This window comes from Enterobacter cloacae complex sp. ECC445, assembly GCF_021892025.1.
GTDB classification, from domain to species: domain Bacteria; phylum Pseudomonadota; class Gammaproteobacteria; order Enterobacterales; family Enterobacteriaceae; genus Enterobacter; species Enterobacter chengduensis.
Window position 1 is genome coordinate 409,037 of sequence record NZ_JAKLRZ010000003.1, and the last position, 19,688, is coordinate 428,724.

The following is a 19,688-nucleotide window of genomic DNA, read 5'->3' on the forward strand; positions in this document are numbered from 1 at the left end:
CGGACGGGAAAGCATCCGCCACGAAGTCCATATCGTGTTCAGAAATAGAAAAACCGGGCTCAGAGGGGCTGAACCCGGATTGTCTCTTACTGGCAGGATCGCTCAAGTGTACTTAAACGATTGGCATTACTGCACATGTACAAGGCGTTTTTTATTGCAGTGGCATAAATGAGGGTTTTTATGTCCGCTTATTTGTAGATGACGGCGGTGCCATGCAGGGTGTTAGGCCCGGTCACAGAGGTGATGCGGTAAGATTTTGCACCCATCTCCTGCGCTTTTTGTGCCAGCTGATCTTCCAGGGAACCCAGGTTAGTCCCGGCAGACGCGGAAATTGTACCTACTTTATGCTGATCGGCAGGGGTGGATTGAACCTGTACAGCAGCAAAGCTTGCGAAAGAGAGTGAGCTCAGAACAGCGGCAGCGATAAGAGTTTTTACGTTTTTCATGATGTTTACCTATAGCAGATGAATTTGGAGGTCGTTAATCATTTAGTTAACGATCGATAGGTAAATCATAAGTGTGATCTATGTCACACGTCAATATAATTTTATAACGAGCATTAATTAAATTTTAAATATGTTGTTTTTCATACAGATATGATTAATTTATTTTTAAGCAATCTGCACTGGTCGTGGGTTGCGTTTATTTTTATAATGATCATTCACCAAACCAACAGAGGACCAATGGCAAATGACAACCGACGTCACGAGTTGTGCGAAGAAAAGCCGTGGCCGACCAAAAGTGTTTGACAGGGATGCCGCGCTTGATAAGGCCATGACGCTCTTCTGGCAATACGGGTATGAAGCGACCTCGCTTTCCGATCTGGTCGAAGCGACCGGAGCCAAAGCGCCAACGCTGTATGCGGAATTCACCAATAAAGAGGGACTGTTCAGGGCGGTGCTGGACAGGTATATTTCCCGCTTTGCGGCGAAACACGAAGCCCAGCTTTTTTGTGAAGAGAAAAGCGTGGAACAGGCGCTGCGGGACTACTTTACCGCCGTCGCCACCTGCTTCACCAGTAATGATACGCCTGCGGGCTGCTTTATGATTAACACCTCTGCCACCCTGGCGGCATCGTCAAAAGAGATTGCCAAAACGGTGAAATCGCGTCATGCCATGCAGGAGGAGACGCTCTGCGCATTTCTGGCTCAGCGCCAGCAGCGTGGTGAAATTCCAGCCCAGTGCAATCCTCAGCGTCTGGCGCAATACCTGAGCTGCATTTTGCAGGGTATGTCCATCAGCGCCCGCGAAGGGGCCACGCTGGAAAAACTGCAGAATATCAGTGAAACCACGCTTCGGCTGTGGCCTGAGCTACTGAAAATCTGAAGCAAAAAAAGCTCCTCAGCCTGAGCGCATGAGGAGCTAAATTCAGAGAACATCTTTTTTACACTTTGTTATTCAGAACCAGCTGGCCGTTTCCATCCAGTGGAATTTGCGTGCCCGGGTCTTTATCCATGCGGATTTTGCCCTGCTGATCGCCAATTTTGTACGTTACGTCATAGCCCAGCATTTTTTCCGACTTGTCATAGACGGTTTTACAGCGTTGCTGAGTCGTGGTGTAGGTATCGTTATCCTGCATCGCGCCCTGCACCTGGTTACCGGCATAGCCACCGCCCAGCGCGCCGACCACGGTCGCGACATCCTTACCCCGGCCGCCGCCAAACTGGTGACCAATTACGCCACCCGCTACCGCCCCCAGAACAGAACCGGCGATGCGGTTTTCGTCCTGCACCGGACGACGATGCGTCACGGAGACGTTACGGCACTCCTGGCGAGGGGTTTTTACGGTTTCTTTAATCGGTGTTGCAGAAACCACCTGAGCATACTGCGGGCCGCGATCTAATACGTTGAGACTGGCAACGGCAGCCACACCTAACGCAGCCGCGACGCCAATCCCTATACCCGCCAACATTGATTTATTCACGGGACTTCCTCCTTTGTTGCTATTGGTAACAATTTTGCTATGGAAGCAACGCTGCGCCAATCAGATAAAGGATCAAAATACGGGCGTTGAGAGGAGATATATTCTATTTAGGAGAACTCTTAAGCACTCAATCTGTGATCTACAGCATGAAATGCTAATAACTCCCTCCGGAGGGCCCGGAGGGAGTGAAAGATTAGTGCAGCTTCAGACGCGGGCGGATCACGCGGTTGATTCTGCCCACCAGCATCATCAGACCGGTTTTGAAGTAGCCGTGCAGCGCAATCTGGTGCATACGGTACAGGGAGATATACACGAAGCGGGCAATGCGCCCTTCTACCATCATCGAGCCGCGCATCAGGTTGCCCATCAGGCTGCCGACGGTGGAGAAGTTGGACAGTGACACCAGTGAACCGTGGTCTTTATAGACATAGGCTTTCATCGGCTTGCCTTTGTACTGCGCCAGAATGTTGTGCAGCACCAGGCTTGCCATCTGGTGAGCGGCCTGCGCGCGCGGCGGCACGAATCCCCCCTCAGGACGGGCGCAGGAGGCACAGTCGCCGATGGCAAAGATCTCAGGATCGCGCGTGGTTTGCAGCGTAGGCTCCGTCATTAGCTGATTAATGCGGTTGGTTTCCAGGCCGCCGATATCTTTCATAAAGTCAGGAGCTTTGATGCCCGCCGCCCAGACCATCAGATCCGCTTTGATGTACTCGCCGTCTTTAGTGTGCAGGCCGCCTTCGTCGGCGCTGGTCACCATGGTCTGCGTCAGCACCCGCACGCCCAGCTTGGTGAGTTCGTTGTGCGCCGCGCCGGAAATACGCGGAGGCAGCGCGGGCAGAATGCGTTCACCTGCTTCAACCAGCGTGACGTTCAGCGCGTCATTCGTTAACCCTTTGTAACCGTAGCTGTGCAGCTGCTTCACCGCATTGTGCAGCTCCGCAGACAGCTCAACGCCCGTTGCCCCGCCGCCGACAATAGCGATATTCACCTTACCGTTTGCACCCATATTGCTGGTGTACTTCAGGAACAGGTTCAGCATTTCCTGATGGAAACGACGCGCCTGGTGCGGGTTATCGAGGAAGATACAGTGCTCTTTTACGCCCGGCGTGTTGAAATCGTTGGAGGTACTGCCCAGCGCCATGACCAGCGTGTCATACGCCAGCTTACGCTCTGGAACCAGCAGCTCCCCTTTTTCATCGCGCAGCTCTGCCAGGGTAATGGTTTTGCTTTCACGGTTGATGTCCACCACCGAGCCCAGCTGGAACTGGAAATGATGGTTACGCGCGTGCGCCAGATAGCTGAGCGCGTCCACGCCCTCATCCAGAGAGCCGGTCGCCACTTCGTGCAGCAGCGGTTTCCACAGGTGGCTGTGGTTACGATCCACCAGCGTGATTTTGGCTTTTTTACCGCGACCCAGCTTCTTACCCAGCTGCGTAGCCAGCTCCAGCCCGCCAGCACCACCGCCTACAATCACTATCTTTTTCAATGGCGTAGTCAACGTGACCCCCTCAAATTATTAACCAATTGTTAATTAAAAGTTATGAAAATAACCCTTAATTAACAACAGGTTACAGCACTGAAACCATTCAGGTGCATTGAGAATACCACGTCAGGCGCATTGGTCATACCAAAATTGATATGCATCAAGTTTTGATGGCTTAAAAGTAGACAATTCTGGACAAAAAGAAAGCCCGGCACGCTTTCGCGGCCGGGCTTATACGCCTGTGGGCATGGGGTTATCCCAGCGTTTTAAACGCTTTGATACGCTGCAGGTGCGGGGAGATGTTTTTGAACTTGTGGGTCTGTTCTTCGTCCCAGACGATCTCATAGTAATGATGCAGCAGTTCTGCTGACCGGTGGCTGTTGAGCGCCTCATCATTACGCGACAGGATCGCCAGGCAGCGGTCACGGTTTTTCTCACGAAAATTGCTGACGCACTTGGTCGCAATATCGACATACTCTTCCGGGCGGTCGATTTTGCCTTCCATGTTTTCGTTCGGGAAAAGGTTGGGATTGAATACCACCTGGCGAATGTCGCACAGGAAGCCAATCCGCTCCGCCCAGTAGCCGCCCAGCCCCACGCCGCAAATCAGCGGGCGATCGTCGACGTTGAGCTGCAGCATCTTGTCCACCTCTTTGAGCAGATGCTGCATATCATGCTTCGGATGGCGCGTGCTGTAGCTGATCAACCGTACATCCGGATCGATAAACTGCAGCTGCAGCACCTTCTCATGATTACCAGGACTGTTTGAGTCAAAACCGTGTAAATAGATGATCATCGTCTTCTCACCACGCTACGCCTTCCGGGAGGGTTTACAGGCTGGCTTTATGGGCCTGCCAGCGCTCATTCAGGTCTTCAAGCCGGGCGTTGACCTTCTTCCAGCGCGCCGAATCCATCAGCTCCTGACGGCTAAATGAACCTTTATGATACAATTGCGTAACACGCTCTGCATTGATCGGTGACAGGTTATCCAGCACGCTAACGGCACCTTTACGATTATTGCAGACCAGGATCATATCGCAACCCGCATCCAGCGACGCCTGACCGCGTTCAGCGTAGCTGCCCATAATCGCGGCGCCTTCCATCGATAAATCGTCAGAGAAGATCACCCCATTGAAGCCCAGCTCCTGGCGCAGCACGGTTTTCAGCCAGTGCGGTGAACCGCTGGCTGGGCGCGGGTCAACGTCGCTGTAAATCACGTGCGCGGGCATAATGGCATCCAGCCTGTTGTCGGTGATAAGCGACCTGAATACAGACATATCCTTGGCGCGAATTTCCGCTTCCGGGCGCGGATCGCGCGGGGTCTCTTTATGGGAATCCGCCGTTACCGCTCCGTGCCCCGGGAAGTGTTTCCCGGTGGTTTTCATCCCGGCATCGTGCATGCCGTCAATGAACCGGGTCGCCATGGCGAGCGCAATACGCGGATCGTCATGGTATGAGCGCTCGCCGATGGCAGCGCTGATATGCCCTACATCCAGCACCGGGGCGAAGCTGATGTCGATATCCATGGCAATCATTTCACTGGCCATCAGCCAACCGGCCTCCTGTGCCAGCGTGCCCCCCTCCTCCGTTCCGAGCAGCGCGGCAAAAGACTGGGCTGCGGGCAGGCGGGTAAAACCGTCGCGAAAACGCTGCACGCGCCCGCCTTCCTGATCGACGGCGACCACCAGATGATTGCGCGACGCGGCGCGGATCTGACGCACCAGCTCGCGCAGCTGCGCCGGATCGTGATAGTTGCGGGTAAACAGGATCAGGCCACCCACCAGCGGATGCGCCAGAATTTCACGCTCCTCCGCATCCAGCTCAAACCCTTCTACATCCAACATGACTGGACCCACATCCACCTCTCTTATCCTTTCGTTTGTAACTGACGCCAGGCATCGTCTGCCAGCGCAATAAATTGTTTGTCTCTGGACTGCCGATAGCGCATTTCAAACCAGCCCGCCATTAACATGACGACCCAGGGTCGCCAGCGTTTGACCTGACGCCTCAGCGCGTCGACGTTAATGTGTGCCACCTCGGCGTAATTCCTGATAAGCGTCTGCCGCGCGGCGTCACTCTCCGACCAGACGGCCGCCAGCTCCAGCGCCACATCGCCATCTCCGGCATATTCCCAGTCGATAAGTCTGATGCCCGCGGACGTATGGACAATATTTCCGGCATGAACATCCATATGCAGCGGCGCGAGCCGAATCGGCTGCGGCTCGCCGGTTTTACGCAACCGCCTGAGATGAGCCAGCCACGCTGGCGTGCGTCTGTCAGGCGAAGCCTGCTGCCAGTAGCGTTCAAGCAGCGGAGATAACGTGATTCGCCATCCCAGACGCGGCTGCCGGTGCAGATGATACAGCATCGCCGCAAGCTCTGACGTGTCCGGCAGCGCGCTTTTAACGTCGCCGTCCAGATAGTCGACGGCCATCCAGCCCTGACTGAAAAAACGCGGGGCAGGCACGAGATCTGATGGAAGACGTTTGAGGGCGCGAAAATGACGGAGGAAGTGGGAAGCTGGCGCGTCGGGATCGTGATGTTGCCGCAAGACCAGGCGACGCTCGCCCTGCGCGATAATGCAGCTCGCGCCGCCAAGCCCGGAGTGGGCCTGCGGCGCGATAAGACGGTACTGAGGAAAATAGCGCGTCAGAATCTCGTCACGCGTGCCGTCATTGTTGCGTAACCGCACCTTTACCTGACCAGATAATTTCGCCTGTCTGAACCAGCATCAGCTGCATCTGCAGGGCTGGTGTATTCACGTTGCCGGTGGCGTTAGAGTAAAGCACATACTGGGCGCCAACGTTACGGGCGATGCCGATCGCCTTGCTGCGCGTACCCAGGCTATCCTGCGGCGACAGGCCCAGCTGCTGTTTGGCTACCGCGAGCTGCTGAGCCGAGACCAGCGTAAACTTGCCGTTGTTAGCCAGCGCGTTGCGCAGCGTTTCCGTCGCTTCACCCGCGTTCAGCGAACCGTTGGTACGGTTGTTCACGCTATCGACCAGCAGCACGCTGCCCGCCGTCACGCCCTGTGCCTGCAGCATTTTACCGACCATCGGCTGCATTGCGCCGTTCCAGTCATAATGGCGCACGCGCGGCGTAGGCTGTGACGTCTGGTCCGGGTGCTCAATCGGGCCAGGCTGTGCCGGAATGGACGGTACGGACGGCACGGTTGGCTGCGGCTGCGCGGGTTGCGTCGGCTGTTCCGTACCCGGCTTCGCCTCTTCCACAGGCGCAGGCTGTTCAGTTCGGGTCACACACCCTGCCAGAAACAGAGCAAAAGCTGTCACGAGCGCATAGCGGCTCAAGTTTTTAATCAAGGTTCACCCCTCAGAGATAAAGATAAAGTCTCACCTTATGCGCACCCAGATAGTTGGCGCTGCCATAAAGCGTTACCGACGATCGGGCCGGAATGGTGACGCTGCGCGGCGCCTCCAGCGGATGCATTTCGAGACCTCTTACGTCATACCAGAAAAAACGGTAGTGGACCGTCACGGGTTCGTGTCTTTCATTAAAGAGCGTAGAGGAGGCAGACGAGTTAATTTCACTGATGGTCAACGCGGGCTGTTGCGCCGTGATGCCCGCGGCAAGCACGGAAGATTCCATGACCAGCGTCTGTTCATCATTCACGGGGATCGCCGGACGCGAGCTGCATCCCACAATCATCATCGCCATTAGCAGCGCTGCAATACGCCCTTTACGCATATCAAAGACCTTTATGTGCCAGCATCGGCCCCAGAGGACGTCCACCCAGCAGATGCATGTGAATATGATAAACTTCCTGGCCGCCATGACGGTTGCAGTTCATGATCAGACGATAACCGTCTTCTGCAATCCCTTCCTGCTCAGCAATTTTCGCGGCCACCGTCAGCATACGTCCTAACGCCACTTCGTGCTCGGTTTTTACGTCGTTTACAGTCGGAATCAGAATATTGGGAATGATAAGGATGTGCGTCGGGGCCTGAGGTGAAATGTCCCGGAAAGCCGTTACCAGTTCATCCTGATAGACGATATCCGACGGAATTTCGCGGCGGATAATTTTACTGAAAATCGTTTCTTCAGCCATGACCTTTTCCTTTTTTGTTTAATCTGGCGCAATGCGTCCGCTGTAAACACACTCTCTGAATGAGCGTGTGACACAATTCAAGAGTATGAGCGAGTTTCTCCTGTCCTTTCAACCTCCTCCCTCGATTTCTTTCCTGAATAGCCATCAGCTGACTGAAGAGTGACCGCTCGCGGAGCTAAACGGGCTGAAACATTATTTCAGATCGGGTCGACACATCTGTTTACAGCATTAATAGCAATGCGTATATTTCGCATTTGCATTTTCATGCGCATTTTTAACATAGAAAACGACGCCAGCCCGTCACCGCGGGACTGACGCATACCCCCTTCACCGTTCATAAGGGTTTGATCATGTCTTTTATTAATCACACCAGGGATGGGCAACATCAGCCTGTCGCAACGCCTTCGTTGCTGGCAGCCTGCATTGCTATGGCATTGACGCCAGCCGCCGCTTTCGCTGATTCAACAACCGAAGATACTGTTGTCGTAGACGGCGGTTTTGACAACACACAGGATCCTTCCGCAAGCCAGGAGCAAGATTACAGCGTAAAAACCACCACCACCGGCACCAAACTGCTGCTGGTTCCCCGCGATATTCCGCAGTCCGTCAGCGTGATTAGCCAGCAGCGCATGGCCGATCAGAACCTGCAGTCCATCGGTCAGGTGTTAACCAATACCACGGGCGTAACGGCGCAGGTACAGGACAGCGGCCGAACCGTATTTTACTCGCGCGGATTTTTCGTCAGTAACTACGCCTATGACGACCTGCCCACCTCCATCAGCGAAGTGTGGAACTTTGGTGATACCGCTGCCGATACCGCGATTTACGACCGTATCGAAGTGGTGCGCGGCGCAACCGGCCTGATGTCCGGCACGGGCAACCCGGCGGCGTACGTCAACATGGTGCGTAAGCATGCGGACAGCAATGAATTCAAAGGGAATGTCTCGGCCAGCTACGGCAGCTGGGACAAGCAGCGCTACGTGCTGGATCTCCAGGCGCCGCTGGTGGAGTCCGGTAAGGTGCGGGGCCGCCTGATTACGGGTTATCAGGATAACGACAGCTTCGTGGATAACTATCATTACCGGAAGAAATTCCTCTACGGCGTGATGGATGCGGACGTCACCGACAGCACGACCCTTTCTGTGGGATATGAATATCAGGAAAGCAACACCGACAGTCCGACCTGGGGTGGGCTGCCGACCTGGTACAGCGACGGGAGCAAAACCCATTACGATCGTAGCCAGACCGTCGCACCTGACTGGGCCTATTCGGACAAGGACAGCACCCGCATCTTCGCTAACCTGACCCAGCGTTTCGACAACGGCTGGGAAGCGCACGTAAACGGCATGCACGCGGAGACCAACTTCGACAGCAAGCTGATGTATATGTCCGGCTATCCGGATAAAGAGACCGGCGCGGGCATGGTGGGATACGGCGGCTGGAACCGTGGCGAACGTAAACAGGATGCCGTTGACGCTTTCCTGCGCGGCGATTTCGATCTCTTTGGCCGCCAGCACGAAATGATGTTCGGCGGCAGCTTTAGCCGCCAGCGCAACCATTATGACAATACGATGCCGGATGCGCTGTACGGCATGGTTGACGTAGGTAACTTTAAGAACTGGAATGGTAACATTGCCGACCCGCAGTGGACGCCGTGGAAGCTCTACAGCCAGGACGACATCCGCCAGTCCTCAGCGTATACCTCCGCCCGCTTCTCGCTGGCCGATCCGCTGCATCTGATCCTCGGCGCGCGCTATACCAATTATAACATTCGCTATAATCCGGCAGGCTCCCCGGACACCCGCCTGGAAAGTACCAAAGATGACGTGACGCCTTACGCGGGCCTGGTCTACGACATTAATGAAGACTGGTCGACCTACGTCAGCTATACCTCCATCTTCCAGCCGCAGGACAAGCGTGACGCCAGCGGACGCTATCTCGACCCCACCACGGGAAAAAGCTACGAAGCCGGTGTGAAGGCAGACTGGTTCAATACCCGCCTGACCACCTCGCTGGCCATATTCCGCATTGAACAGGATAACGTGGCGAGCAATACCTATACCTACATGCCGAGCGGCGAATCAATTTATGAATCGCTGGACGGCGTGGTGAGTAAAGGGATTGAGTTCGAGCTGAACGGCGCGTTAACCGATAACTGGCAGCTGACCTTCGGCGCAACCCGCTACATTGCTGAAGATAAGAACGGCAACGCGGTAAGTTCCGATCAGCCGCGCACCACCATGAAGCTGTTCACCCGTTATCAACTGCCGATGCTGCCCGCGCTGACCGTGGGTGGTGGCGTAAACTGGCAGAACAAAGTGTGGACGGATGTGGATGGCGGCCCGGCGGGACAATCCCGCGCAGAGCAAGGCAGCTACGGGCTGGTTAACCTGTTCAGCCGCTATCAGGTTACCAAAGATTTTGCCGTTCAGGCGAACGTCAACAACCTGTTCGACAAAGAGTACTACGATTACGTCGGCTCTTATGTGGTCTATGGCGCGCCGCTGAACGTATCGGTGAGCGCGAGTTACGATTTTTGAGTGACAGAAGCCAGGTGGCGCTACGCTTACCGGGCCTACTCATCACGTAGGCCGGGTAAGGCGTAGCCGCCACCCGGCACAACAAACCGCACTAATAAAAAAGGCAGCCATTCGGCTGCCTTAGTCTCCCCAGGTCACAGCTTAGCTGTTGCGGATGTACTCATCCATTTCGGTTTTCAGGTTATCGGATTTGGTACCGAAGATTGCCTGAACACCAGAACCTGCAACAACCACGCCCGCTGCGCCCAGTTTTTTCAGACCCGGCTGGTCTACTTTGGCTACGTCGGCAACGCTCACGCGCAGACGAGTGATACACGCGTCCAGGTTAGTGATGTTCTCTTTACCACCGAACGCGGCAACCAGTGCTGGCGCCATTTCGCTGGTCGCACCTGCTTTGCTGTCTTCTGTTGCATCTTCACGGCCTGGGGTTTTCAGGTCCAGTGCTTTGATCAGCACGCGGAAGATGGTGTAGTAAACAACGGCATAGCACGCACCGACGATTGGGAACAGCCACAGTTTGCTGCTGTTACCAGACAGAACGATAAAGTCGATCAGGCCGTGAGAGAAGGACGTACCGTCACGCATACCCAGCAGGATACAGATTGGGAACGCCAGACCCGCCAGAATCGCGTGGATAACGTACAGGATCGGCGCAACGAACATGAAGGAGAACTCGATCGGCTCGGTGATACCGGTCAGGAACGAGGTCAACGCTGCGGAGATCATGATACCGCCCACTTTTGCACGGTTCTCTGGTTTAGCAGAGTGCCAGATTGCAATCGCAGCAGCCGGCAGACCGTACATTTTGAACAGGAAGCCACCGGACAGTTTACCTGCAGTTGGGTCGCCCGCCATGTAACGTGGGATATCGCCGTGGAATACCTGGCCTGCCGCGTTGGTGAATTCACCAATCTGCATCTGGAATGGAACGTTCCAGATATGGTGCAGACCGAATGGCACCAGGCAACGCTCGATGAAGCCGTAGATACCAAACGCCACAACCGGGTTCTGGTAAGCAGCCCACTGAGAGAAGGTCTGGATAGCGGAACCGATTGGTGGCCAGATGAAGGACAGGATCACGCCAGTGAAAATCGCTGCCAGACCAGAGATGATCGGAACGAAACGCTTGCCCGCGAAGAAGCCCAGATACTCAGGCAGCTTGATGCGATAGAAGCGGTTGAACATGTACGCTGCAATCGCACCGGAGATGATACCGCCCAGAACACCGGTGTCTGCCAGGTGTTTCGCGGCAATCTCTTCTGCCGGTAAATGCAGAACCAGCGGCGCAACCACAGCCATGGTTTTCACCATGATGCCGTAAGCTACCACTGCAGCCAGCGCAGATACGCCGTCGTTATTGGTGAAGCCCAGAGCCACACCGATCGCGAAGATCAGTGGCATGTTAGCAAAGACAGAACCGCCTGCTTCGGCCATCACGTGGGACACTACGGCTGGCAGCCAGCTGAAGTTTGCAGAACCGACACCCAGCAGGATACCTGCGATAGGCAGTACGGATACTGGCAGCATCAGCGATTTACCGACCTTTTGCAGGTTAGCAAATGCATTCTTAAACATAATTGAGAGTGCTCCTGAGTATTTGTGCTTTTTTTACGCTTTCACGCATTGGCCCGGGGGGAGTACCGTGCCGTGGACAGGACATCTAAGCGCCCTTTATTTATTACACAGAGTAAAATAATTCCCTCTGAGTTTGTTTGACGGCTATCACGTTTCAGCTTAAGGCGGTCGAAAAACTTGCAGTTATTTACAAAAAGCATGTCTGGATGTTTCTAAATACACCCTCACCGCCCCAAATGAGGCGGTGAACTTTACTCGCTTTGTTTATTAATTACGAGCCTAAAAAAAACAGGTGTATCAGACAGATTGCAGGCGGGCGGGGTCAATATGGAACAGCGTGGAGAAGTTTTCCGTCGTGACGCGGGCCAGCTCTTCGATGCTGACGCCCTTCAGTACGGCCATGTACTCCGCCACGTCTCGCGTCATCGCGGGCTGATTCTCTTTACCACGATGCGGAACCGGCGCCAGATACGGAGAATCGGTCTCCACCAGGATGCGATCGAGTGGAACATAACGTGCAGCATCACGCAGCTGCTCAGCGTTACGGAACGTCACGATCCCGGAAAACGAGATATAAAAGCCCAAATCAAGCAGCTTACCCGCCGTTTCTCTGTCTTCTGTGAAACAGTGTAGTACGCCACCGCAATCCGTCACGTTTTCTTCCCGGAGGATCGCCAGGGTATCCGCACGCGCATCGCGAGTGTGGACGATAACCGGCTTGTTCAGCTCGCGGCCAATGCGAATATGGTTGCGGAAAGACTCCTGCTGGCGCGGTTTGGTTTCCGGCGTGTAAAAATAGTCCAGCCCGGTCTCGCCCATTGCCACCACGCCCTCTTCCGCTGCCAGTCGGCGCAGATCCTCAACGTCGTACGCCTCGTCCTGATTTAACGGGTGCACGCCGCAGGAGAACACCACGTTATCGCGCACGCCCACCAGCTCGCGCATCGTGCGATAACCCGGCAGCGTCGTCGCCACCGCAAGGCAGAATTTCACATCGCGGGCGGCGGCTTTTTCCAGCACGTCATCCACGTTTTTATGCAGAGATTGATAATCCAGGCCATCAAGATGGCAGTGTGAGTCGACTAAAAACATAATGTCTCTCTCAGAGATGGGAAACCGGCGGCGTAACGCCGGGTTGCAGGTAGTGTTCAATACGCAGTAACTGGTCGGTCAGTAAAAGCTCTCGATTAAGACCCGTCACGGTTAAAAGCTGTTCACGGCTCTGGCAAACTTCATGAAGCATCGCGCGCAGAATCGCCCCTGAGAGGCGGTTCGCCAGCGTATTCACCAGCGGCCACGCGTCCGGGTTGGTCAGAAGCGTAGCCCCCTGCTGGGTTTTAAGCGCATCCAACAGCAGGGAGGCCAGCCAGTGCAGACGCTCCACTACCCGATCGCTGTTAAGCGCAGGCAGTAAACTGAGCCAGTCATGGTTATCCAGCGCTGCTTCAACGGCCCGGCAAAGCGCTTCACGCTCTGACCAGACGTCAGCTTGCAGCAGTGCCAGCGCCGCCGCGGGCGCACCGCTGCTCAGGCGTAACGCGGATAGCGCGCTTTCTGGTGACGTTGTCACCTCTCGCGCAAGCCAGCTCAGCGCCCACGATTCCTGAGGCACCGCCAGGTGATGAAGACGACAACGACTGCGCAACGTCGCCAGTAATCGTCCCGGGTCGCGGCATGAGAGGAAGAACCACGTTTTTACCGGCGGCTCTTCCAGCGTTTTAAGCAGGGCGTTAGCCGCCGCCTCGGTAAGCAGCGTAGCGTCTTTAAGCCAGACCACCTTCGCGCCGCCCAGCCGCGCGTGTTCATACAGTTTTTCACTGACTTCACGCACGGCATCAATACCGAGCGCGCTTTTACCCTTCTCAGGCTCGAGCGTGTAGTAGTCAGGATGCGTGCCCGCCTGCATCAGCTGGCAGCCGCGGCATTTGCCACAGCTCTTGTGCCCTTCCGGCTGCTGACACATCAGAAAACGGGTGATGGCGTAAATCAGCGCATCGTCGCCCATTCCCGGCAGGGCCTGAATCAGTAACGCATGATGCCCCCGTCCCGCCTGATAGCTGCCGATCAGCTGTTCAAAGTGCGGGCGCAACCATGGATACCATTTCATGCCAGCTGCTCCTGCACCCACTGCGTCACGGTTTTCTGAATGTCACGCGTGACGTCGGCCAGGGATTGCGTTGCATCGATGGTACGAATGGAGCTGTCCTGCGCGGCCAGCTCAAGATAGCGCGCGCGGGTGCGGTTAAAGAAATCAAACGACTCTTGCTCAATGCGGTCGAGCTCGCCGCGCGCGCGGGCGCGTTTGAGACCCACTTCCGGAGTCACATCCAGATAGAGCGTCAGGTCGGGGCGAAAATCACCTAATACGGCATTACGCAGCGTTGCCAGCATGGTCTGGTCAATACCGCGACCTCCGCCCTGATACGCCTGAGTGGACAGATCGTGACGATCGCCGATCACCCACTTGCCGTCGGCCAGGGCAGGCTTGATAACCGTCTCAACCAGCTGAACGCGTGCCGCGTAAAACATCAGCACTTCGGCTTTGTCAGTGATAATCTCGTCGCCGACGGATTTAATATCCAGCACCAGGCTGCGCAGCTTTTCAGCCAGCTGCGTGCCGCCCGGCTCGCGGGTAAATACCATGTCCGCCACGCCAAGCGCGTTGAGCGTATCCACCACCACGTTGCGGGCGGTGGTTTTACCCGCCCCTTCGAGTCCCTCAATGACGATATATTTACTGCGCATTTTTTTCCTTAAGTGCCTTCAGATAATCCTGAACAGAGCGATTGTGGCTGGCAAGGTTGGTGTTAAAGGTATGCCCCCCTTTTCCATCAGCCACAAAATAGAGATACGGTGTTTTCGCCGGATGCGCGGCGGCTTTGAGTGACGCTTCGCTCGGCGTGGCAATCGGGCCTGGCGGCAGGCCGTTAATGACGTAGGTATTATACGCCGTTGGCGTCTCGAGATCTTTCCTCGAAATCTTTCCGCTGTAACTCTCGCCCATGCCGTAAATAACGGTAGGATCGGTTTGCAGGCGCATGCCGATGCGCAGACGGTTGATAAATACTGACGCCACGCGATCGCGCTCGGCAGCCACGGCCGTCTCTTTCTCGATGATCGAGGCCATGGTTACGAACTGATTCCGATCGCTGTAAGGCAATCCTTCCATTCGGCCTTCCCAGGCGGCATCGACAGCGGCGACCATTTTTTTGTGCGCCCGCTTCAGGATCGCCACATCGGACGTGCCTGCCGTGTACATCCAGGTGTCGGGCCAGAACCAGCCTTCTACCCATTCAGGATGCTCAAGCTTCAGGGCTTCAGCCACCGTCTGATAGCTATCGTCTTTTAGCGTATGCTTGATATACGGCGCATCGCGCAGCTGTTTAAGGTAATCGCTCAGGCGCATCCCTTCCACAAACCGCAGGGGAAACTGGGCCTCTTTGCCGCTTTCCAGCAGCTGCAGCATCTCTCTGACGGTCATTCCCGGCGTAAAGCGATAGGTCCCGGCCTTGAAATGTGACAGCTCCGGTTCAACGCGCAATAGCCACTGGAATACCCGTGGACGATTAATAATCCTGTCGCCATAAAGCTGTTCCCCAAGCGCCTGACGGCCGGTTCCCGCTTTCAGGGTGAAGATCGTTTCGTCTTTAATCAGGATCTTGCTGTCCGCCAGCTGGCGAACTTTCCATACGCCTGCTCCGCCAGCGACGCCCAGCACAACGATGAGGATAAGGACAAAGCGCAACATTTTTTTCATGACTATCTGGTTTGCTCACATATCGGGGCTAAAAACTGAAACAGCTCGCGCGAAGACCAGCGTTGTTGGCCATACTCACGGACCGGTACAACAGGCATCAGCGCATTGCAGATGATGACTTCATCTGCGGTCTGTAGGGCGGCTTCTCCTGCGCTAACTTCGACAACGCGAAAGCCAGAGCGTGCCAGCTGAGCCAGACAAAACTGACGCATCAACCCATTTACGCCAGCCTGTTCCAGCGACGGCGTAAACACCTCTCCCCCCTGTCGCCAGAATAAATTAGCCGCACAGCATTCCGTAATGAGCCCTTCGCTGTCAAGAACCAGCGCCTCATCGGCGTCCGTCTGTTCAAGATGAGTACGAATAAGCACCTGCTCAAGGCGATTGAGATGCTTAAGCCCGGCCAGCATCGGATTTCGTCCCAGCCGTATCGGGCTCAGCGTCAGCGTGACGCCGTCTTCTCGCCAGCGCGAGTAATGTGAAGGATAAGCAGATACGGAGAGGATACGCGTGGGGCTAAGACACGATGCGGCGCTGTAACCCCGACCACCGCTGCCGCGGCTGATGATAACCTTGAGTACGCCGCTGGGCTTCCCGGATGCGAGCTGGCACATTTCCTGGCGCAGTGCGTCCCAAAGCGTAAAGGGGATCATTAGCTTTTCACAGCCATGCTGCAGGCGTCGAATGTGCGCCTCAAGCAGGCAGACCTCGCCGTCCAGAATGCGCGCCGTCGTAAAGCAACCATCACCGAACTGTATCGCCCTGTCGCTGGCAGGCAGCGTGTCCTGCTCAAGGCCATTGATTAAAAACATGGTGGCTCCTTATGCGTGGGCGTTTAGTCTGGCAGGATGTCATGCAGCCGACAAGAAGATTAGGCTTAATAAAAAAGGCCCGGCAAGCGGACCTTTTTAAATGCTATCGGGACGTCAGGATCAGATCTTTTTGAAGATCAGAGAACCGTTGGTGCCGCCGAAGCCGAAGGAGTTACACAGGGTGTACTCCATACCGCTAACCTGACGCGCCTCGTGAGGCACGAAGTCCAGATCGCAACCTTCATCCGGGTTATCCAGGTTGATGGTTGGCGGAACAGCCTGATCGCGCAGCGCAAGGATAGAGTAGATAGACTCTACCGCACCCGCCGCACCCAACAGGTGACCGGTCATGGACTTCGTCGAGCTCACCAGAACGCGGCTGGCAGATTCGCCGAAGATAGACTTAACCGCCTGAGCTTCAGCCTTATCGCCTGCAGGCGTAGAGGTGCCGTGCGCGTTCACGTAGCCAATTTGTGCTGGGGTAATACCCGCATCACGAATCGCGTTTTCCATTGCCAGCGCGGCACCCGCACCGTTCTCCGGAGGAGACGTCATGTGATACGCATCGCTGCTCATACCAAAGCCAACGACTTCAGCATAAATTTTCGCACCGCGTTTTTTCGCGTGTTCGTACTCTTCCAGTACGATCATGCCCGCCCCGTCGCCCAGCACGAAGCCGTCACGGTCTTTATCCCACGGACGGCTCGCCGCCTGCGGGTTATCATTGCGGGTAGACAGCGCACGCGCCGCACCAAAACCGCCGACGCCCAGTGGGGTACTGGCTTTTTCAGCACCGCCCGCAACCATAGCATCTGCATCGCCGTACGCGATTATGCGCGCGGCCTGGCCGATGTTATGTACGCCAGACGTACAGGCGGTCGCGATAGAAATGCTTGGCCCACGCAGGCCGAACATAATGGTCAGGTGACCCGCCACCATGTTAACAATCGTGGACGGAACGAAGAACGGGCTGATCTTACGCGGGCCGCCATTCATCAGAGATGTATGGTTTTCCTCGATCAGGCCAAGACCGCCAATCCCGGAGCCGATAGCGGCGCCGATACGGGTTGCGTTCTCTTCCGTAATCTCAAGGCCAGAATCCTGCATGGCCTGAACGCCAGCGACAATTCCATATTGAATGAAGGCATCCATCTTGCGCTGTTCTTTGCGCGAGATGATCTCTTCACAGTTAAAATCCTTTACTAAGCCAGCAAATTTCGTTGCATAGGCGCTAGTATCGAAATGGTCGATTAGGCTGATGCCGCTCTGACCGGCAAGGAGAGCTTTCCAGGTGGACTCTACGGTATTGCCGACAGGAGACAACATGCCAAGTCCGGTCACAACTACACGACGCTTAGACACGTTTGTCCTCCAGGGAGGGATAAAAAAAGAGATTCGTGGGACTAAAAAAGATAAAACTCAGGCGGTCGAATGACCGCCTGGAGATGTTCACTTACGCCTGGTGACCGTTGATGTAATCAATGGCAGCCTGAACGGTGGTGATCTTCTCAGCTTCTTCGTCCGGAATCTCAGTATCAAACTCTTCTTCCAGAGCCATTACCAGCTCAACGGTGTCAAGAGAATCTGCGCCCAGGTCTTCAACGAAGGAAGCGGAGTTCACAACTTCTTCCTGCTTAACGCCCAGCTGTTCGCCGATAATTTTCTTAACGCGTTCTTCGATAGTGCTCATACTCTTAAATTTCCTATCAAAACTCGCTTTCGCGATGGTTTTCGTAGTGTATAAAATGTTGAAAAATTTGCAACTAAATCCCGGCAGTTCTTACCACGATTTTACGTTATTTTGAGGCCATTCGCCCTAATAACGCAAATATTTTTCATCGTGATTAAACCATGTACATCCCGCCGTTGACGTGGAGGGTCTCACCAGTGATGTAACCCGCTTCGTCAGAGGCTAAAAATGCAACCGCACTGGCGATTTCTTTAGGGTCGCCAAGACGACCCGCCGGAACTGCCGCCAGCGTACCCGCACGCTGATCATCCGTCAGCGCACGCGTCATGTCCGTTTCAATAAAGCCCGGAGCAACAACGTTTACCGTAATACCGCGGGACGCAACTTCACGCGCCAGCGACTTACTGAAACCGATCAGACCCGCTTTCGCCGCAGCGTAGTTAGCCTGACCAGCATTTCCCATGGTACCAACCACAGAACCGACAGTGATAATACGACCATGACGCTTTTTCATCATAGCGCGCATTACCGCTTTTGACAGACGGAATACAGATGACAGGTTGGTTTCGATGATATCGTTCCACTCGTCGTCTTTCATTCGCATTAACAGGTTATCGCGAGTGATCCCGGCATTGTTTACCAGAATGTCCACTTCGCCAAACTCTGCGCGAATATTTTCCAGAACAGATTCGATAGATGCAGGTTCAGTCACATTCAGTACCAGACCTTTACCGTTTGCACCCAGATACTCGCTGATGGCCTGTGCGCCATTCTCGCTGGTTGCTGTACCAATCACCTTCGCGCCGCGCGCTACCAGTGTTTCAGCAATTGCACGCCCGATACCGCGGCTTGCGCCAGTGACCAGGGCGATTTTTCCTTCAAAACTCATGGTATTCCTCTTTTATTGCGAGAGTGCCGCTGACATGGCTTCCGGCTCGTTAATCGCCGAGGCTGTCAGGGTGTCAACAATACGTTTTGTCAGACCGGTGAGGACTTTACCTGGACCGACTTCATACAGATGCTCAACGCCTTCCGCGGCCATAAACTCAACGGTTTTGGTCCACTGTACCGGGCTGTAGAGCTGGCGAACCAGCGCATCGCGGATCGCTTCCGGCGCGGTTTCGCATTTCACATCGACGTTGTTCACAACGGAAATCGTCGGTGCGTTAAACGTCATTTTTTCCAGCTCAACCGCCAGCTTCTCGGCAGCAGGCTTCATCAGTGCACAGTGGGACGGCACGCTGACCGGCAGCGGCAGCGCACGTTTAGCACCGGCTGCTTTACAGGCCGCACCCGCACGTTCAACCGCCTCTTTATGACCAGCAATAACCACCTGGCCCGGCGAGTTGAAGTTTACCGGAGAGACAACCTGACCTTCAGCAGACTCTTCACACGCTTTTGCAATGGACGCATCATCCAGACCGATAATGGCAGACATGCCGCCCGTGCCTTCCGGCACCGCTTCCTGCATGAATTTACCGCGCAGCTCCACCAGACGTACCGCGTCAGCGAACGCGATCACACCGGCACAGACCAGGGCAGAGTATTCACCCAGGCTATGACCGGCGAGCAGGGCTGGCGCTTTACCGCCCTGCTGCTGCCAGACGCGCCACAGCGCAACGGAGGCGGTCAGCAGCGCGGGCTGCGTCTGCCAGGTTTTGTTCAGTTCTTCGGCCGGACCCTGCTGGGTCAGCGCCCATAAATCATAACCCAGTGCATCAGAAGCTTCACGGAAAGTCTCTTCAATGACCGGATAGTGAGCTGCCATTTCAGACAACATCCCAACGGTCTGAGAGCCCTGGCCCGGGAACACAAAAGCAAATTGCGTCATTTTTTATTCC

General features: G+C 55.2%; 21 protein-coding genes. 2 read left to right on the forward strand and 19 right to left on the reverse strand.

Annotated elements, in window-relative coordinates:
• Positions 1–188 precede the first annotated feature (188 nt).
• Positions 189–446, reverse strand: a complete 258-nt coding sequence (gene bhsA, locus L6R44_RS05480) for a multiple stress resistance protein BhsA (RefSeq protein ID WP_023616599.1) — start codon at positions 444–446, stop codon at positions 189–191.
• Positions 447–690: 244 nt separating this feature from the next.
• Here bhsA and L6R44_RS05485 point away from each other — a divergent pair, with 244 nt between their 5' ends.
• Positions 691–1,326, forward strand: a complete 636-nt coding sequence (locus L6R44_RS05485) for a TetR/AcrR family transcriptional regulator (RefSeq protein WP_237423517.1) — start codon at positions 691–693, stop codon at positions 1,324–1,326.
• A 58-nt stretch (positions 1,327–1,384) separates the two neighbouring features.
• Here the strand turns inward: L6R44_RS05485 and L6R44_RS05490 are convergent, their stop codons facing one another.
• The 8 genes from L6R44_RS05490 to hinT form a co-directional block, all read right to left on the reverse strand.
• A complete protein-coding gene (locus L6R44_RS05490) occupies positions 1,385–1,924 on the reverse strand; it encodes a glycine zipper 2TM domain-containing protein (protein ID WP_008500779.1) in 540 nt (179 codons plus the stop codon).
• Positions 1,925–2,117: 193 nt separating this feature from the next.
• Positions 2,118–3,422 (reverse strand): NAD(P)/FAD-dependent oxidoreductase, encoded by a 1,305-nt coding sequence (locus L6R44_RS05495; protein WP_237423518.1) that lies wholly within the window; start codon positions 3,420–3,422, stop codon positions 2,118–2,120.
• 238 nt (positions 3,423–3,660) lie between these two features.
• Positions 3,661–4,203, reverse strand: coding sequence for an alpha/beta hydrolase YcfP (gene ycfP, locus L6R44_RS05500; protein WP_032639685.1), 543 nt, complete (start codon positions 4,201–4,203; stop codon positions 3,661–3,663).
• 34 nt (positions 4,204–4,237) lie between these two features.
• Positions 4,238–5,263: a beta-N-acetylhexosaminidase gene (gene nagZ / locus L6R44_RS05505; protein ID WP_237423560.1), complete on the reverse strand. Its 1,026-nt coding sequence runs from the start codon at positions 5,261–5,263 to the stop codon at positions 4,238–4,240.
• 11 nt (positions 5,264–5,274) lie between these two features.
• Entirely contained in the window at positions 5,275–6,099 is an 825-nt protein-coding gene (gene thiK / locus L6R44_RS05510) for a thiamine kinase (protein WP_237423519.1), read from the reverse strand.
• Positions 6,080–6,727, reverse strand: coding sequence for a penicillin-binding protein activator LpoB (gene lpoB, locus L6R44_RS05515; RefSeq protein ID WP_237423520.1), 648 nt, complete (start codon positions 6,725–6,727; stop codon positions 6,080–6,082). The genes thiK and lpoB overlap by 20 nt, the downstream gene beginning before the upstream one ends.
• Positions 6,728–6,737: 10 nt before the next feature.
• Positions 6,738–7,112: a YcfL family protein gene (locus L6R44_RS05520; RefSeq protein WP_032639681.1), complete on the reverse strand. Its 375-nt coding sequence runs from the start codon at positions 7,110–7,112 to the stop codon at positions 6,738–6,740.
• Between the two features lies 1 nt (position 7,113).
• Complete coding sequence (hinT, locus tag L6R44_RS05525) at positions 7,114–7,473, reverse strand: purine nucleoside phosphoramidase (RefSeq protein WP_006809243.1); 360 nt, start codon at positions 7,471–7,473, stop codon at positions 7,114–7,116.
• Positions 7,474–7,823: 350 nt separating this feature from the next.
• On the opposite strand from hinT, the gene fhuE reads away from it, so the two are divergent.
• The gene (gene fhuE / locus L6R44_RS05530; protein ID WP_237423521.1) at positions 7,824–10,013 is read left to right on the forward strand and encodes a ferric-rhodotorulic acid/ferric-coprogen receptor FhuE; all 2,190 of its coding nucleotides are present in this window, start codon (positions 7,824–7,826) and stop codon (positions 10,011–10,013) included.
• A gap of 141 nt (positions 10,014–10,154) precedes the next feature.
• Here the strand turns inward: fhuE and ptsG are convergent, their stop codons facing one another.
• The 10 genes from ptsG to fabD all read right to left on the reverse strand — a co-directional run bounded on the left by ptsG (position 10,155) and on the right by fabD (position 19,678).
• Positions 10,155–11,588, reverse strand: a complete 1,434-nt coding sequence (gene ptsG / locus L6R44_RS05535; protein ID WP_014831454.1) for a PTS glucose transporter subunit IIBC — start codon at positions 11,586–11,588, stop codon at positions 10,155–10,157.
• 297 nt (positions 11,589–11,885) lie between these two features.
• A complete protein-coding gene (locus L6R44_RS05540) occupies positions 11,886–12,680 on the reverse strand; it encodes a metal-dependent hydrolase (RefSeq protein WP_045326972.1) in 795 nt (264 codons plus the stop codon).
• Between the two features lie 10 nt (positions 12,681–12,690).
• On the reverse strand, positions 12,691–13,695 hold the full coding sequence (gene holB, locus L6R44_RS05545; RefSeq protein ID WP_237423522.1) for a DNA polymerase III subunit delta': 1,005 nt from the start codon (positions 13,693–13,695) through the stop codon (positions 12,691–12,693).
• Complete coding sequence (tmk, locus tag L6R44_RS05550) at positions 13,692–14,333, reverse strand: dTMP kinase (protein ID WP_237423523.1); 642 nt, start codon at positions 14,331–14,333, stop codon at positions 13,692–13,694. Before tmk ends, holB begins: the two co-directional genes overlap by 4 nt.
• Entirely contained in the window at positions 14,323–15,345 is a 1,023-nt protein-coding gene (gene yceG, locus L6R44_RS05555) for a cell division protein YceG (protein WP_237423524.1), read from the reverse strand. Before yceG ends, tmk begins: the two co-directional genes overlap by 11 nt.
• 2 nt (positions 15,346–15,347) lie before the next feature.
• A complete protein-coding gene (pabC, locus tag L6R44_RS05560) occupies positions 15,348–16,157 on the reverse strand; it encodes an aminodeoxychorismate lyase (protein WP_237423525.1) in 810 nt (269 codons plus the stop codon).
• 120 nt (positions 16,158–16,277) lie between these two features.
• Positions 16,278–17,519, reverse strand: a complete 1,242-nt coding sequence (gene fabF / locus L6R44_RS05565) for a beta-ketoacyl-ACP synthase II (RefSeq protein ID WP_032639670.1) — start codon at positions 17,517–17,519, stop codon at positions 16,278–16,280.
• A gap of 91 nt (positions 17,520–17,610) precedes the next feature.
• Positions 17,611–17,847 (reverse strand): acyl carrier protein, encoded by a 237-nt coding sequence (gene acpP, locus L6R44_RS05570; RefSeq protein ID WP_003857954.1) that lies wholly within the window; start codon positions 17,845–17,847, stop codon positions 17,611–17,613.
• 154 nt (positions 17,848–18,001) lie between these two features.
• A complete protein-coding gene (gene fabG, locus L6R44_RS05575) occupies positions 18,002–18,736 on the reverse strand; it encodes a 3-oxoacyl-ACP reductase FabG (protein WP_010429699.1) in 735 nt (244 codons plus the stop codon).
• A gap of 12 nt (positions 18,737–18,748) precedes the next feature.
• Positions 18,749–19,678 (reverse strand): ACP S-malonyltransferase, encoded by a 930-nt coding sequence (gene fabD / locus L6R44_RS05580; RefSeq protein WP_032639669.1) that lies wholly within the window; start codon positions 19,676–19,678, stop codon positions 18,749–18,751.
• Positions 19,679–19,688 lie beyond the last annotated feature (10 nt).